Consider the following 15,808-nt stretch of genomic DNA (forward strand, 5'->3'; position numbering starts at 1 on the left):
CAGCGCCAGAGGGAGGGGTCAGGACTGGGTGGCCTCGGCGGTGGCGCGGGCCTGCCGGCCGTTCGCCTCACCGTCGCCGGTGTCCTTGGGCTTGGCGTCCACGCCGGCCTCCTTGCGCTGCTCCGGCGTGATCGGCGCCGGCGCCTGCGTCAGCGGGTCGTAGCCGCCCCCGGACTTGGGGAAGGCGATGACGTCGCGGATGGAGTCCGAGTGCGTCAGGAGGGAGACGATGCGGTCCCAGCCGAACGCGATGCCGCCGTGCGGCGGGGCGCCGAGCTTGAAGGCGTCGAGGAGGAAGCCGAACTTCTCCTGCGCCTCCGCCTCGCCGATGCCCATGACCGAGAACACCCGCTCCTGGACGTCGCGGCGGTGGATACGGATGGAGCCGCCGCCGATCTCGTTGCCGTTGCAGACGATGTCGTAGGCGTACGCCAGGGCCTCGCCCGGGTCCTCCTCGAAGCGGTCGATCCACTCCGGGGTCGGGGACGTGAAGGCGTGGTGCACGGCTGTCCAGGCGCTGTGGCCCAGGTCCACGTCGTCGTCCTCGCCGGCCGGCTTGAACAGCGGGGCGTCGACGACCCACACGAAGGACCACGCGTCCTCGTCGATCAGGCCGACGCGCCGACCGACCTCGAGGCGGGCGGCGCCGAGGAGCGCGCGGGCGTCCGAGGCCTTGCCGGCGGCGAAGAAGACGCAGTCACCGGGCTGTGCGCCGACGGCGGCGGCCAGCCCGGCCCGCTCGTCGTCGGAGATGTTCTTGGCGACCGGGCCGCCGAGGGTGCCGTCCTCGCCGACCGTGACGTAGGCCAGGCCCTTGGCGCCGCGGGACTTCGCCCAGTCCTGCCACGCGTCGAAGGTGCGGCGCGGCTGCGCGGCCCCGCCGGGCATGACGACGGCACCGACGTAGGGGTTCTGGAACACGCGGAAGGGGGTGTCCTTGAAGAACTCGGTCAGGTCGGTCAGCTCGAGGCCGAAGCGCAGGTCGGGCTTGTCGGTGCCGTACCTCTCCATCGCATCCTTGAAGGTCATCCGGGCGATGGGGCGCGGGATCGACACGTCGATGAGGTTCCAGACCTCCGCGAGGACCTCCTCGGCGACGGCGATGACGTCGTCCTGGTCCACGAAGCTCATCTCGACGTCGAGCTGGGTGAACTCCGGCTGGCGGTCGGCGCGGAAGTCCTCGTCGCGGTAGCAGCGGGCGATCTGGTAGTAGCGCTCCATGCCGCCGACCATGAGGAGCTGCTTGAACAGCTGCGGCGACTGCGGGAGGGCGTACCAGGATCCCGGGGAGAGCCGCGCGGGGACGAGGAAGTCGCGGGCGCCCTCCGGGGTGGAGCGCGTCAGGGTGGGGGTCTCGATCTCGACGAAGTCCTGGCCGTCGAGGACGCGGCGCGCGGCCTGGCTGACCTTGGCGCGCAGGCGCAGGGCGTGCTGGGGCGCCTTGCGGCGCAGGTCGAGGTAGCGGTACTTCAGCCGCGTCTCCTCCCCCACCTGGCCGGCGTCCTCGGCGTGCTCGGACACCTGGAACGGCAGGGCGTCGGCCTTGTTCAGGACGACGACGTCGCTGGCGATGACCTCGACCTCGCCGGTGGGCAGGTTGGGGTTGGCGTTGCCCTCGGGGCGGCGCTGCACCTCGCCGGTGACCTGCAGGACGAACTCGCTGCGCAGCTCGTGGGCGACCTGCTCGTCGCGGATGACGACCTGGGCGATGCCGGAGGCATCCCGCAGGTCGATGAAGGCCACGCCGCCGTGGTCACGGCGGCGGTCCACCCAGCCGGTCAGGGTCACGGTGGTGGAGATGTCGCTGGCGCGCAGGGAGCCTGCGGTGTGTGTGCGGAGCACGGGGTTCCTTCCGGATCGGTACGGGCGCACCGCTAGACGGGCGGGCGCTGGGGCGATCTTAGTTCCCCGGTCCGCCGCCCCGTCCCGGCGGGCCGGCCCGCCGGGTCGGCGCGGGCGAGGTGGCCCGGTGCGCCCCGCGTCGGGGATGATCGGGCGGTGCGTGCGCAGACCTCCCGGACCAGCGCCGGCCCGGGGCACCCGGACCGGCGTGCCGGCGACCGCCCCGGCGCGGCCGCGCCGGACCTCGTCCGGCTCCTCCTGCTCGCCTCCGTCTCGTTGATCACGCTCGTGGCGTTCGAGAACCTCGCCGTGGGCACCGCCATGCCGCGGGTGGCGGAGGAGCTGGACGGGCTGCGGCTGTACGCCGTCGCCTCCGGCGTCCCGCTCGCGGCGCAGCTGGTGGGCACGGCGGTCGGCGGCGGCTGGTCCGACTCGCGCGGGCCCCGCGGGTCGCTGGTGGCCGGCATCGGGCTGTTCTGCGCCGGGCTCGTCGTCGCCGGCCTCGCGCCGACCATGGAGGCCCTGGTCGTCGGTCGCGCCGTGCAGGGCTTCGGCGGCGGCCTGCTCCTCGTGCCGTTGTACGTCCTGGTGGGCTCCGTGGTGCCCGCGTCCCAGCAGCCCCGGTTCTTCGCGGCCTTCGCGGCGGCCTGGGTCGTGCCCGGCCTCGTCGGGCCGGGGGCGGCCGGGCTGGTGGTCGAGCACACCTCCTGGCGGTGGATCTTCCTCGGCGTGCCCGCGCTCACGCTCGCCGCCTCCGCGCTCCTCGTCCCCCTGCTGCGCCACCTCGGCCGCCCTCCCGCCCCGCCGGCCGGGGACGCCGGGGCGCGACGGCGGACCAGGCGGCTGCTGCTCGCCGCGCTCGGCGCCGGCGTCGCGGCGGCCACGCTGCAGGTCGCCGGCGCGGAGCCGGGTGCGTGGACGCTCGGCGCGGCCGCGGCGGCCGTCGTCGTCCTCGCGCTCTGCTCGCCCGTGCTCCTGCCCGCCGGCACCGTGCTGCTGCGCCGGGGCGTGCCCGCGGCGGTCGCCTGCCGCGGGCTGCTCAACGCGACGTTCATGAGCGCGCAGACGTTCCTGCCCCTGCTCCTGGTGCGCGAGCACGACTGGTCCGTGGCCGCCGCCGGCCTCGTGCTCACCACCAGCTCGGTCACCTGGGCCCTCGGCTCGCAGCTCCAGGGCCGGGTCCGCGGCCCGCGCGGCCGCGCCCGCCTGGCGTGGCTCGGACCGCTGATCCTGTCCGCCGGCACCCTGATGACGGCCGGGGCGACCCTCCCGGGCGTCCCCGCCTGGGCCGTCGTCGTGGGCTGGACCGTCGCGGGCGCCGGGATGGGCCTCGTCTTCCCCGCCCTCGCCGTGCTCGTGCTCCAGGCCACCGCGCCCGAGGAGCACGGCCGCGTGAGCTCCTCGCTGCAGATCTCGGACGCGCTGGGGGCCGCCCTCGGCCTGGCGGGGGCCGGCGCGCTGTTCACGGCGCTCGTCGGCTCCGGCGGCACCGGCGCCTACCTCGCGGGCCTGCTGCTCGCGACCGTCCTGGGGCTGCTCGCCGCCGCCGCCGGTGCCCGGGCGGTCTCCCGGGACCGGCCTGTGCCGTAACTCACCGGCCCCCCACTGTCGCCGCGGCGGTCCGCACCGATAACCTGGTCTCTCCTGGAGTGCACATACCGCTACCGGGCCCCGCGCGGATGTTCGCATGGCCGGGCCCCTCGTGCGGACGGTGCTTCGCCCACCTGGCGAAAATCACCTCGCTCCGCATCTGATGAGGGGTTCCCCTTGACCATTCATGCCATCGACCATGCCCGCACGCTCGACGACGACGTCGTGGCGGACCAGCCCGTCCTCGCCGCCGTCGAGGCCGACGCGGCCGAGCCCGAGACCACCGACGCGGTGACCTTCGCCGACCTCGGCCTGCCGAGGGACCTCCTGTCCGCGGTCGAGGACCTCGGCTTCACCATCCCCACCGACATCCAGGCCGAGGCCATCCCGGTCCTGCTGAGCGGCCGCGACGTCGTCGGGATCGCCCAGACGGGCACCGGCAAGACCGCCGCGTTCGGCCTCCCGCTGCTCGCCGCCGTCGACCCGAGCCGGCGCGAGGTGCAGGCGCTCGTCCTCACGCCCACCCGCGAGCTCGCCATGCAGGTCTCCGACGCGATCGCGTCCTTCGGCCACCGCACCCGCGACCTCACGGTCCTCTCGGTCTACGGCGGCTCGAGCTACGTCCCGCAGCTGCGGGCGCTCAAGGACGGCGCCCAGGTCGTCGTCGGCACCCCCGGCCGTGTGATGGACCTGATCGAGCGCGGCAGCCTCAGGCTCGGCGCGCTCCGGTTCCTCGTGCTGGACGAGGCGGACGAGATGCTGCGCATGGGCTTCGCCGACGACGTCGAGCAGATCGCCTCGCACGTGCCGGACGACCGCCGCACGGCCCTGTTCTCCGCGACGATGCCCGCGGGCATCAAGAAGGTCGCCGCCACGCACCTGACGGACCCGGTCCGGATCGCGACCAGCCGCGCCGCCTCCACCGTCGCCACGGTGCACCAGACCTACGCGATCGTCCCCTTCCGTCACAAGATCGGCGCGCTGGCCCGGGTGATCGCCACCAGCGAGGCCCAGGCGGCCATCGTGTTCGTGCGCACCAAGGGCACCGTGGAGGACGTCTCCCTCGAGCTCGCCGGCCGCGGCATCTCCGCGGCGGGCCTGTCCGGCGACGTGCCCCAGAAGGAGCGCGAGAAGCTCGTGGACCGCCTGCGCCACGGCACCCTCGACGTCCTCGTGGCCACCGACGTCGCCGCCCGCGGCCTCGACGTCGAGCGCATCGGCCTGGTCGTCAACTTCGACGTCCCGCGTGAGGCGGACACCTACGTCCACCGCATCGGGCGCACCGGCCGCGCTGGTCGCACCGGCACCGCGCTGACGTTCCTCACCCCGCGCGAGCGGGGCCAGCTCAACCAGATCGAGCGGCTCACGGGCACCAAGCTCGAGGAGATCACCCTGCCGACCCCGGCCGACGTCTCCGCCCACAAGGCGCAGCAGCTCTTCACGAAGGTCGCCGGCCGCCTCGAGGGCGGGCGCCTGGAGATGTACCGCGACGCCGTCGCCGGCTACGTCGAGTCCACGGGCGCCGACGTCGCCGACGTCGCCGCCACCCTGCTCGCGCTGGCCGTGGGCGACGAGGGCCCGCAGCCCCGCACCGACGGGGACGACCACCGCACCCGCCACGACGAGCGCATGGACGACGACGGCACGTTCGTCGCCGCCCGCTTCGACGCCGGCCCCTCCCGCAACCACACCGTGGGCGGGTCCCGCGGGCCGTCCGAGCGCGGCGGGCGCCGCCCCCGCGTGGCCGGCGTGCGCTACCGCGTGGAGGTCGGGCACAAGGACGGGGTCCAGCCGGGCGCGATCGTCGGCGCGATCACCGGCGAGGGCGGCCTGCGCGGCTCCGACCTCGGCAAGATCGACATCTTCCCGAGCTTCTCGCTCGTGGAGATCAGCGGCGACATGTCCCCCGAGACGACCCGCCGCATCGGGCTCGCGAAGGTGGCCGGCCGGCCCCTGAAGATCCGCCCGGACGAGGGCCCGCGCGGCGCCGGGGACCGCAAGGGGCACGGCGACCGCGGTGGCTACGGCGACCGCGACCGCGGTGGCGACCGCGACCGCGGCAGCTACGGCGACCGCGACCGCGGCGGCTTCCGCGCCTCCCGGCCGTCCTCCGGCGGGGCCGGTGCGCGCCGCACGTACGGACACTGACTCCCGCCCGGGCCGCTGACGCCCGGACGACCACGACGCCCGCCCCGCCTCGAGCGGGGCGGGCGTCGCCGTCTCCCCGGCCGCCCTCCGCCCGCGAGCGGTCAAGTACTAGCTGCGACGTCACGAGCGCCAGCCACGGAGGGACGCGGGCTTGACCGCTCGGCGCACAGGGGCCGGCGGGTCAGCGGGTCAGGTGGGCCAGGGCCGCGTGGAAACGCGCGAACGCCGCGAGCTGGGACTCGAGCGGGTCCACCACCTGCTCGCGCACCGAGGCCGCGACCACCGCGCGGAGCCGGTGCTCCACCCGGCGGGCGCGCCGGCGCGCGCCGGCGCGGGCGGCGAGGCCGCCCAGCAGCGCCAGGACGAGCCCGACGGCCAGCCCGCCGGCGAGCAGCACCGTCGGCCACGGCACCGGGCCCGCCATGGGCGTCACGAGCTCCGGCAGCCGCAGGTAGGCCATGACGGCCAGGACCCCCAGCCACGCGCCGCCGACGAGGGCGGCGAGCACGAACAGCCACTGCGCCGCGCCGAAGACCCGCCACCACGCGGGCCGGCGATCCTGCTCCAGCTCGGTGCCGGCGATCTGCTGGTCGAGGGAGTCCACGAGCGACGGGATCCGCGCGCCCACGTCCTCCAGCACGTCGGCGCGCCACGGCCCGGGCAGGTGCGTGGTGCCGGCGGCCGCCAGGGCGTGGGCCGCCGAGCGGACCGCGGCCTCCTGCACCGGCGTGGGGCCGGGCAGGGACGTGCGCACCAGGCGCGCGTCGTCGGTGGGCGCGTCGAGGTGGAGGCGCCTGAGCGGGTCGGGCCGCAGGCGCGCGAGCCAGCGCACGGGCGGCCAGCCCACCCGGCGGCGGGCCGCGCGGATGTAGGAGCCGCGGACGGCGTCCCGCACGGCGTCGACGCCCGCGGCGCGGGCGGCGGCCGTGGTGAGCCGGGCGGCGGGCCCCTCCCCCACGGTCGTCGGCGGCTCGGGTGCCGCGGGGTCGGTCTCGGCGGCCGCGGCGAGGGCGGCGGCGCAGGTCCGCACGTCCGCGGCGAGGCGCAGCTGGGCCGTCCGGGTGTTCTCGGCGACCTCGGTCAGGCGGGCGCGCAGCTCCGGCAGGCCGGTGCCCTCGCGCGCGGAGGCGGCGAGCACCAGGGCGCCGTCGAGGCCGTCGCGCTCCAGGAGCCCGGTGAGGTCCGCCAGGACGCCGTCGCGCTCGGCCGGCGAGAGGGTGTCGACCTGGTTGAGCACCACCACGGTCACGTCCGCGTGGGCGGCCATGGGGCGCAGGTAGTCGCGGTGGACCACCGCGTCGGCGTACTTCTGCGGGTCGAGCACCCACACCAGGACGTCGACGCGGCCGGCCATGCGGGCGGCGACCTCGCGGTGCCGGACGGCGGTGGAGTCGATGTCGGGCAGGTCCACGAGGACGAGGCCACCCGGGGTCTCGCCGCCGTAGGTGCGCTCGGGCACGCCGAGCCAGTCCAGCAGGTCGGCGGCGTCGTCCTCGCCCCAGACCGCCGCCAGCGGCCGGCTCGTCGTCGGGCGGGTCGCGGCGACGCGCGCGACCTCGCGGCCGACCAGGGCGTTGAACAGGGACGACTTGCCCGAGCCGGTGGCGCCGAGGAGCGCGACGACGGTGCGGCCCGCGGGCAGGTTCTGGCGCTGGTCCGCGCGCAGCAGGAGCGCGTGGGCGCTCTCGACGACAGGCGCCGGCAGGTGGTGCTCGGCGAGCACGACGGCGCGCCGGAGCTGGGCGAGGTCGTCGGGCAGGGTCGCGGCCGGGTCGGCGGGGCGTCGTCGGATCCTCACAGCCCCGCCTCCGCACGGCGGGCGGCCCGCACGGCGGTCACCGCGCCGGCGATCCGGTCGGGGGCGTCCGCGTCGATCTCCAGGGCCGCGAGGGCGCCGCGATAGGCGCCGGCCTGCTCGGCGAGGTACACGCCGGCGCGGCGGTGGAGGTCCTGCCGGGCGGCCCTGGCCATCTTGCGCACGGCGTCGTCGCCGAAGACCGCCTCGAGGAGCTTCTGGGCGACGACGGCGGTGCCGCCGGCGATCGCGATCTCCGCCCCGGTCAGGCCCGCGGTGGAGGCGAAGATGACGACCATGAGGGCGATGGCCAGCCCGTTGACGCCGAAGGAGAGCATCCGGGCGGTGAAGCGCTTGTCCGCCCCCTCCTCGCGGATCATCGACAGGAGGTCGCCCTGCCAGCCGCGGACCTGGCGGGACGCCTGCTCGATGAGTGCGGTCTCGGGCGTCAGCGCGCGCGTGGCCTCGGCGAGGACCGCGCGTGCCCCGGGCTCGAGGCGCCACGCGTGGTCGACGTCGGCGGCGGCGCGCTCGGCCTCCGCGACCAACAGGGTCTGCATCCCCGTCTCGATCGCGGCCTCCACCTGCTCGGTGGGCGCCGGGCGCCCCTTGAGGAAGCCCCCGATGCGGTCCCGGAGGCGGCCGACCTGGGCCTCGACGGACCGGAAGAAGTCGCCCGTGCCCACGAACTCCTGCCAGCGGGCGAGCACCTCGCCGCGCAGCAGGGCGCCGTCCTCGGTGGCGTCCATGATGCGCTGGTGCGCCTGGGCGTACGCGGTGTCGACCTGGCCCGCCAGGGTCACCTGGGCGCCGATCTGCGCGCGGGCGCCGTCCGCGACGATGCTGGCCCGCGCCAGGGCGGCGTCGACGGCGCCGCCGAGGGTCTGGCGCGCGACGGACGCCCGGGTGCCGGCGTCCGCGGCGATGCCCTGAAGCCAGCTCTGGAGGGCGGCGACGTCCTCGGCGGGCAGGAGGCCGGCGCCGTCCAGCGCCGTCTCGCCGATGACGAACAGCGGCGCCCGGCCCAGGCCCTCGTCCTCGAGGCGGCCCGCGAGGTCCTGCCGCACCTCCGCGCTGACGCCCGCGGGCACCCGGTCGAGCACGACGGCGATGACGATCCGCCGGTCCGCCGCCTCGGTGAGCAGCGCCCACGGCACCGCGTCGCCGTAGCGCGCCGCGGTCGTGACGAAGACCCACAGGTCCGCGGCGGCCAGGAGCTGACCGGCGAGCTCGCGGTTCTCCGACACCACGGAGTCGATGTCGGGCGCGTCCAGCAGCGCCAGGCCCTGCGGGATCCGCGGGCTGGCCCTCAGCTCCAGCTCGCGCTGCACGCCGACGCCCGCCGGCGTGGGCGGCGCCCCCGGGGCGACGTGCACGCGGGACAGGCCGGGCAGGATCCGGTCGTCGGTGAACCATGCCTCGTCGTCGGGGTGGTGCACCAGCAGCGGCCGGCGGGTGGTCGGACGGATCGCGGAGGCCATGGTGACCTGCTCGCGCAGCAGGGCGTTGACGAGCGTGGACTTGCCCGCGCCCGTCGAGCCGCCGACGACCGCCAGCAGCGGCGCCTCGATCTGCTCGTAGCGCGGGATGACGTAGTCGTCGAGCTGGTCGAGGACCTCCTTGCGCTCCCGGCGCGCCTCCGGGGCGCTCTCGACGTCGAGGGGCAGGACCACGTCGGTGAGCACGGAGCGCAGCTCGCCCAGCGCCCCGAGGACGGCACGGGCCCCGTCGCCCGTGCCGGAGGGAAGGGACAGGCTCATCGCGGCCCCAGCGGCAGGTCGGCCAGGGACGCCACCCGCGGCCACAGGTCCTCGGCGGGCGGCGCCCACGCGGCGGGGTCCGCGGCCTGCTGGTCGCCGGAGCGGATGTCCTTGACCTCGTCCCCGGCGCCCGGCGCGCCGGGGAACCACACGAACGGGATGCCGCGGCGGTCCGCGTAGCGGATCTGCTTGCCGAACTTCGCTGCGGTGGGCGCGACGTCGGTGGGGATGCCCCGCCCGCGCAGCGCCGCGGCGACGCGGTCGCTCGCGGCGCGGTGCTCCTCGTCCGTGACAGCGACGAGCACGGCGGTGGGCACCGCGCGGCTCGCCGTCGCGAGCCCGTCGCCGAGGACGCGCGCCAGCAGCCTGGAGACGCCGATGGAGAGGCCCACGCCCGGGAAGGTGCGCTTCCCGTCGGAGGCGAGGGAGTCGTACCGGCCCCCCGAGCAGATGGACCCGAGGTTCTCGTGGCCCACGAGGGTCGTCTCGTAGACGCTGCCGGTGTAGTAGTCCAGGCCGCGGGCGATCTTGAGGTCGGCGACGACGGTGCCGGGCGAGCGCTCCTGCGCGGCCTCGAGGAGCGCCACCAGCTCGCCGAGCCCCTCGTCGAGCAGGGCCGAGCGGGCGCCGAGCGCCAGGACCCGGTCGGCCACGGAGGCGTCGGTCCCGCTGATGGCGGCGAGCTCGAGGGCCTGCGCGGCCTGCTCGGGCGTGGCGCCTGCCTCCTCCCGGAGCCCCTCCGCGACGCCGTCGCGGCCGATCTTGTCGAGCTTGTCGATCACCCGCAGGGCGGACTCGACGTCCGCCAGCCCGATCGCCTCGTAGAAGCCCTGGGCCACCTTGCGGTTGTTGACGCTGATGCGCACCGGCGGGATCGGCAGGGCGGCCAGCGCCTCCGCCATCACCAGGGGCAGCTCGACCTCGAAGTGGAAGGGCAGGGTGTCCGCGCCCACGACGTCGATGTCCGCCTGGGTGAACTCCCGGAACCGGCCGTCCTGGGGGCGCTCGCCACGCCAGACCTTCTGGATCTGGTAGCGCTTGAAGGGGAAGGTGAGCTGGCCCGCGTGCTCGAGGACGTAGCGGGCGAACGGCACGGTGAGGTCGAAGTGGAGGCCGAGCTGGCGCTCGGCGTCGCCGTCCCCCGCGGCGTCCTGCTCCTCCTGGAGCCGACGGAGCAGGTAGACCTCCTTGGAGGTCTCACCCTTGCGCAGCAGCTGGGAGAGCGGCTCGACGGCGCGGGTCTCGACGCTCGCGAAGCCGTGGAGCTCGAAGGTCCGGCGCAGCGAGTCGAGGACATGCTGCTCGACCACGCGCCCGTCGGGCAGCCACTCGGGGAATCCGGACAGAGAAGACGCACGTGCCATGGGGCTGATCCTTCCATCCCGGCGCGCCCCGCGCCGATTCGGCCCGCCGTCCGATACCAGCCGGATTCCGGCGGCGACGCGCGCCGGCCCGTCGCCGACCCTCACCGACCGAGCACGTCGCGCAGGTACGGGTTCGTCGTCCGCTCGCGAGAGAGCAGCGAGACGGCGCCGTGCCCGGGCAGCAGGACGGTCGTCGGCGGAAGGGCCCGGACCAGGGTCCGCAACGTCGCGCTCATCTCCCGCTCGTCCCCGCCCGGCAGGTCGGTGCGGCCGACCGAGCGGGCGAAGACCACGTCGCCGCACAGCGCGAGCAGGTGCGTCCCGTCGTCGTCGGGGGCGACGTCGGCGGGGAGGAGGCGCGGCGCGTCGACCTCGCCGCGCACGAGCAGGACGGTCGATCCCTCGGTGTGGCCGGGCGCCGGCAGGGCACGGACGACCACGCCCGGCACCAGGAGGCCCCCACCGCCCGCGAGCGTCGCCGACGGGAGCGGCACCACGGTCTCGGGGCGCCGCCACGGGGTGCCCGCCAGCTGGAGGAACGTCGTGGCCAGCGGCTCGCCCAGGGCGGCCGCGGGGTCGTCCAGGCGGTACAGGTCCGGCGCGGCGACGTAGACGGGCGCGGGACCTGCCACCGCCGCCGCGTCCCAGACGTGGTCAGCGTGGGCGTGCGTGAGCACGACCGCGCCCACGCCCAGCCGGTAGCGCTCGAGGAGCTCCGCCACGCCGTCCGCGGCACCCGCGCCGGGGTCGACGACGAGCGCGTCACCTCCCTCCGCGGCGGCGATCACGTAGCAGTGGGCGTCGAACACGGGGGCCGTGGTCCTCAGGAGCAGCATGGCGTCAGGCTAACGGCGTCGCGGCCGCCGGCGCCGCGACGCGTGCGCGCGGGACGACGCGGGGCGTGCCGGACAATGAGGTGTGTTCGTGGTCGCCGCAGTCCCTAGACTGGGAGCCTCGTCAAGCACCGCCTGCCACCGTGCTGGCCGGCGGGGTGCGTCCGCATGGCGCGTCCGCGCGACGGGGCTCTGGGGGCACGCCTCCAGCAGAAGTACCGAGAACGGTGTGGCGCCTCGCCAACCCCGTCATCCCGAAGGAGTGACCTCGAAGTGACCGAGCAGCCGAGCCCCCGCGAGACCTACGACGACCCGTCGACCACGCAGACCGAGGTGACCGCCCCGGCCGACTCACCGGCCCCCGAGACGGCGCCCGCCCAGGGCGAGGCCCAGGACCGCACGGACGTTCCGGCGGTCGCGGAGGCCTCCGTCGCGCCGGCCCAGGAGGCGGCAGTGCCCCCGGCCGAGCCGGCCCCCCTGCCCCCGGCCGAGGAGGCGGCTGTCCCTCCGGCCGAGCCGGCCCCCCTGCCCCCGGCCGAGGAGGCGGCAGTCCCTCCGGCCGAGCCCGCCCCGGCACCGGCCGCCCAGGCCGAGCCCGCCCCGGCACCGGCCGCCCAGGCCGAGCCCGCCCCGGCACCGGCCGCCCAGGCCGAGCCCGGTGATGCCCGCCCCGCGCCCCGGCCCACGCCCCGCCCCGTGCCCCGGCCCCGGGTCCCCGGCGCCGCGGGCGGTGCGGCGCAGACGCCGGTGCCCCCCGCCGTGACGGCGCCGCCGGTGGACGCGCACGACGCTGCCGAGGCGGCCGCCTGGGGACGGGTCGACGACGACGGAACCGTCTGGGTGCGCGAGGCCACCGGTGAGCGCGTCGTGGGGCAGTACCCCGGTGCCGACACCGAGGAGGCGCTGGGCTTCTACGTCCGCCGGTTCCTCGACCTCCAGGCCCAGGTGGCGCTCTTCGAGGCGCGCCTGCCCCAGATCGCCGGCAAGGAGATCGACCAGACCCTCGCCACCCTGACCGAGGCCCTCGAGGCCCCCACGGCGGTCGGCGACATCGACGGTCTTCGCTCGCGCCTGGAGCTGCTGCGGGCGGTCGCGGACCAGCGGCGCGAACAGGCGGCCGCCGAGCGCGAGGCCGCACGGGCCGAGGCCGTCGCCGAGCGGACCGCCATCGTCGAGAAGGCGGAGAAGATCGCCGCCCAGGACGGGTCCCGCACGCAGTGGAAGCAGTCGGGTGAGCGGCTGCGCGAGCTCCTCGACGCGTGGAAGACCGCGCAGCGGTCGGGTCCGCGCCTGGACCGGGCCACCGAGGACTCCCTGTGGAAGCGTTTCTCGCACGCCCGCACGGCGTTCGACCGGCACCGCCGGCAGTACTTCTCCGACCTTGACGCCAGCCAGGCCTCGATCAAGGACGCCAAGGAGAAGCTGATCGCCCGGGCGGAGGAGCTGTCCACCTCCACCGACTGGAGCCGGACCGCCACCGCCTACCGGCAGCTGATGGACGAGTGGAAGGCCGCGGGCCGGGCGTCCCGCAAGGACGACGACGCGCTGTGGGCGCGCTTCCGCGCCGCACAGCAGAAGTTCTTCGACGCCCGCAGCGCCCTGAACGCCGAGGTGGACGCCGAGTTCGGCGAGAACCTCAAGGTCAAGCTCGCCCTCCTGGAGGAGGCCGAGGCGCTGCTGCCCGTCACGGACGTCAAGGCCGCGAAGGCCGCGCTCCGCCCCATCCAGGAGCGGTGGGAGGAGGCGGGCAAGGTGCCCCGCAACGACGTCCAGCGCGTCGAGGGCCGGATGCGCGCCGTCGAGCAGGCCGTCCGCGACGCCGACCAGGCCGTCTGGCAGCGGTCCAACCCCGAGAAGCGTGCGCGCGCCGAGGGTGCCGTGGCGCAGCTCGAGTCCGTCATCGCCACGCTCGAGACCGAGCTGGAGGAGGCCCGCGACAGCGGGGACGAGAAGCGCATCAGCGACGCGCAGGCCGCGCTCGAGGCGCGCCGCGCCTGGCTCGCGCAGGTCCAGCGCACCGCCCAGGGCTGAGCCGCCCCCGGCCGCGCGGCCACCGCCGCGCGGCCGGGGCCCACGCGGCCCGGGCCTACAACGGCCGGGGCCTACAACGGCTCGGGCGCCGGCGTCCTTGCGTTCTTCGTCCCGGTGACGCGGTAGGCGTCGAAGACGCCGTCGATGCGGCGCACCGCGGCGAGCACGTGGCCAAGGTGCGACGGCTCGGCCATCTCGAACACGAACTTGCTCAGCGCGACCCGGTCCCGGGACGTCGAGACCGCGGCCGACAGGATGTTGACGTGGTTGTCGGACAGCACCCGCGTGACGTCGGAGAGCAGGGCGTTGCGGTCCAGCGCCTCGACCTGGATCTGCACGAGGAACGTGGTCTGCGCCCGCGCCGCCCAGCTGACCTGGACCAGCCGCTCGGGCTGGTTCCGCAGCGCGTCCACGTTGGCGCAGTCCGCCCGGTGCACCGAGACGCCCGCCCCGCGCGTGATGAAGCCGACGATCGGGTCCCCGGGCACCGGCGTGCAGCAGCGCGCGAGCTTGACCCAGATGTCGCCGTCGGACATGCCCTCCACGATGATGCCGGAGTCGCCGGTGCGGTGGCGCGGGCGGTGCTCGCCGGGAACGGTCGCCTCGGCCAGCGTCTCCTCGGCGCCGGGCTCGCCGCCCATCGTCTGGACGAGGCGGCGCACCACGGTGCTCGCGGAGACGTGGTTCTCGCCGATGGCCGCGTACAGCGCGGAGACGTCGGCGTAGCGCATCTCGGTCGCCAGGGCGCTGAGCGACTCGTGGTTCATGAGCCGCTGGATCGGCAGGTTCTGCTTGCGCATGGCCTTGGTCAGCTGCGTCTTGCCGACCTCGATGGCCTCCTCGCGCCGCTCCTTGGTGAACCAGGCCTTGATCTTGTTCTTGGCGCGCGGGCTCTTGACGAAGGAGAGCCAGTCCTGGCTCGGGCCGGCGCCCTCGGCCTTGGAGGTGAACACCTCGACGCTGTCACCGTTCTCCAGGATGGAGTCCAGCGGCACGAGCCGCCCGTTGACGCGGGCGCCGACCGTGCGGTGCCCGACCTCGGTGTGGACCGCGTAGGCGAAGTCGACCGGCGTCGCCCCGGCGGGCAGCGCAAGCACGTCACCCTTGGGCGTGAACACGTACACCTGCGAGCCGGACATCTCGTAGCGCAGCGAGTCGAGGAACTCGCTGGGGTCGGCCGTCTCGCGCTGCCAGTCCACCAGCTGGCGCAGCCACCCCATCTCCTGCGTCCCCGGGGGCTCGGCGTCCGCCTTCGCGCCCTTGGCGTTGGGGTTCTCCTTGTACTTCCAGTGCGCCGCCACCCCGTACTCGGCGCGCCGGTGCATGTCGTGCGTGCGGATCTGGATCTCGACCGGCTTGCCGCCCGGGCCGACCACCGTGGTGTGCAGCGACTGGTACAGGTTGAACTTGGGCATCGCGATGTAGTCCTTGAACCGCCCCGGCAGGGGCGTCCACCGGGCGTGCATCGCGCCGAGCGCCGCGTAGCAGTCGCGGACGGTGTCCACGAGCACACGGACGCCCACGAGGTCGAAGATGTCGTCGAAGTCGCGGCCGCGCACGATCATCTTCTGGTAGATCGAGTAGTAGTGCTTCGGCCGGCCCGTGACCGTCCCGCGGATTTTGGCCGTGCGCAGGTCCGCCTCGATCTGCATGCTCACCGTGGCGAGGTACTCGTCGCGCGCGGGCGCCCGCTCCGCGACCAGGTGCTCGATCTCCTCGTACACCTTGGGGTAGAGCGTCGCGAACGAGAGGTCCTCGAGCTCCCACTTGATGGTGTTCATCCCCAGGCGGTGCGCCAGCGGGGCATAGATCTCGAGGGTCTCGCGGGCCTTCTTCTCCGCCTTCTCGGCCGGCACGTACTTCCACGTCCGGGCGTTGTGGAGGCGGTCGGCGAGCTTGATGACGAGGACGCGGATGTCCTTGGCCATCGCGACGACCATCTTGCGGACCGTCTCGGCCTGCGCGGCGTCACCGTAGGTGACCTTGTCGAGCTTGGTGACGCCGTCGACCAGCAGCGCGATCTCGTCGCCGAACTCCGCGCGCAGCTGCTCCAGCGGGTAGTCGGTGTCCTCGACCGTGTCGTGGAGCAGCGCGGCGGCCAGCGTCGACGGCGTCATGCCGAGCTCGGCGAGGATCGTCGCGACGGCGACGGGGTGCGTGATGTAGGGGTCGCCGCTCTTGCGGAGCTGCCCGCGGTGCGCCTTCTCGGCGACCTCGTAGGCGCGCACGAGGATCTGCGTGTCCGCCTTCGGGTGGTTGGCGCGCACGGCGCGCAGCAGCGGCTCGATCGCCGGGGGGTTGCTGTGCCCGCGTGACCCGAGCCACACGAGGCGCGATCGCACGCGGGAGCCGGGCACCACCGTGTCGGTGGAGCCGCCCTCACCCGTGGTCGAGACTCGTTCGCCGGCCATTGGTCGATCTTACGGCGTACCGACAAGCCGGACG

At 75.2% G+C, this 15,808-nt stretch carries 9 protein-coding genes; 3 read left to right on the plus strand and 6 right to left on the minus strand.

The genetic code is table 11. From position 1 onward, the window contains the following. Window positions 1–18 precede the first annotated feature (18 nt). Entirely contained in the window at window positions 19–1,842 is a 1,824-nt protein-coding gene (gene aspS, locus EJK16_RS07225; RefSeq protein WP_127127739.1) for an aspartate--tRNA ligase, read from the minus strand. Window positions 1,843–1,998: 156 nt separating this feature from the next. On the opposite strand from aspS, the gene EJK16_RS07230 reads away from it, so the two are divergent. After that, a complete protein-coding gene (locus tag EJK16_RS07230) occupies window positions 1,999–3,432 on the plus strand; it encodes an MFS transporter (RefSeq protein ID WP_205739628.1) in 1,434 nt (477 codons plus the stop codon). A gap of 177 nt (window positions 3,433–3,609) precedes the next feature. After that, complete coding sequence (locus EJK16_RS07235; protein WP_370275974.1) at window positions 3,610–5,580, plus strand: DEAD/DEAH box helicase; 1,971 nt, start codon at window positions 3,610–3,612, stop codon at window positions 5,578–5,580. 181 nt (window positions 5,581–5,761) lie between these two features. Here the strand turns inward: EJK16_RS07235 and EJK16_RS07240 are convergent, their stop codons facing one another. The 4 genes from EJK16_RS07240 to EJK16_RS07255 form a co-directional block, all read right to left on the minus strand. Continuing rightward, window positions 5,762–7,378 carry a GTPase gene (locus EJK16_RS07240; protein WP_127127743.1) on the minus strand — a complete coding sequence of 539 codons (1,617 nt, stop codon included), beginning with the start codon at window positions 7,376–7,378 and terminating at the stop codon, window positions 5,762–5,764. Beyond that, complete coding sequence (locus tag EJK16_RS07245; protein WP_240645833.1) at window positions 7,375–9,135, minus strand: dynamin family protein; 1,761 nt, start codon at window positions 9,133–9,135, stop codon at window positions 7,375–7,377. Before EJK16_RS07245 ends, EJK16_RS07240 begins: the two co-directional genes overlap by 4 nt. After that, a complete protein-coding gene (gene hisS / locus EJK16_RS07250) occupies window positions 9,132–10,499 on the minus strand; it encodes a histidine--tRNA ligase (RefSeq protein ID WP_127127745.1) in 1,368 nt (455 codons plus the stop codon). Before hisS ends, EJK16_RS07245 begins: the two co-directional genes overlap by 4 nt. Before the next feature lie 101 nt (window positions 10,500–10,600). Continuing rightward, complete coding sequence (locus EJK16_RS07255) at window positions 10,601–11,335, minus strand: MBL fold metallo-hydrolase (protein ID WP_127127747.1); 735 nt, start codon at window positions 11,333–11,335, stop codon at window positions 10,601–10,603. 270 nt (window positions 11,336–11,605) lie between these two features. Here EJK16_RS07255 and EJK16_RS07260 point away from each other — a divergent pair, with 270 nt between their 5' ends. Continuing rightward, the gene (locus EJK16_RS07260; protein WP_240645834.1) at window positions 11,606–13,363 is read left to right on the plus strand and encodes a DUF349 domain-containing protein; all 1,758 of its coding nucleotides are present in this window, start codon (window positions 11,606–11,608) and stop codon (window positions 13,361–13,363) included. Window positions 13,364–13,434: 71 nt separating this feature from the next. Here the strand turns inward: EJK16_RS07260 and EJK16_RS07265 are convergent, their stop codons facing one another. Next, a complete protein-coding gene (locus tag EJK16_RS07265) occupies window positions 13,435–15,774 on the minus strand; it encodes a bifunctional (p)ppGpp synthetase/guanosine-3',5'-bis(diphosphate) 3'-pyrophosphohydrolase (RefSeq protein ID WP_127127751.1) in 2,340 nt (779 codons plus the stop codon). Window positions 15,775–15,808: the final 34 nt, after the last annotated feature.

It is taken from the genome of Georgenia sp. SYP-B2076 (genome assembly GCF_003991205.1).
Lineage (GTDB): Bacteria > Actinomycetota > Actinomycetes > Actinomycetales > Actinomycetaceae > Georgenia.

Coding starts and splice junctions, on each gene's coding strand:
- hisS (WP_127127745.1), bottom strand. CDS start 10,499: ATGGCACGTGCGTCTTCTCTGTCCGGATTCCCCGAGTGGCTGCCCGAC.
- EJK16_RS07245 (WP_240645833.1), bottom strand. CDS start 9,135: ATGAGCCTGTCCCTTCCCTCCGGCACGGGCGACGGGGCCCGTGCCGTC.
- EJK16_RS07255 (WP_127127747.1), bottom strand. CDS start 11,335: ATGCTGCTCCTGAGGACCACGGCCCCCGTGTTCGACGCCCACTGCTAC.
- EJK16_RS07265 (WP_127127751.1), bottom strand. CDS start 15,774: ATGGCCGGCGAACGAGTCTCGACCACGGGTGAGGGCGGCTCCACCGAC.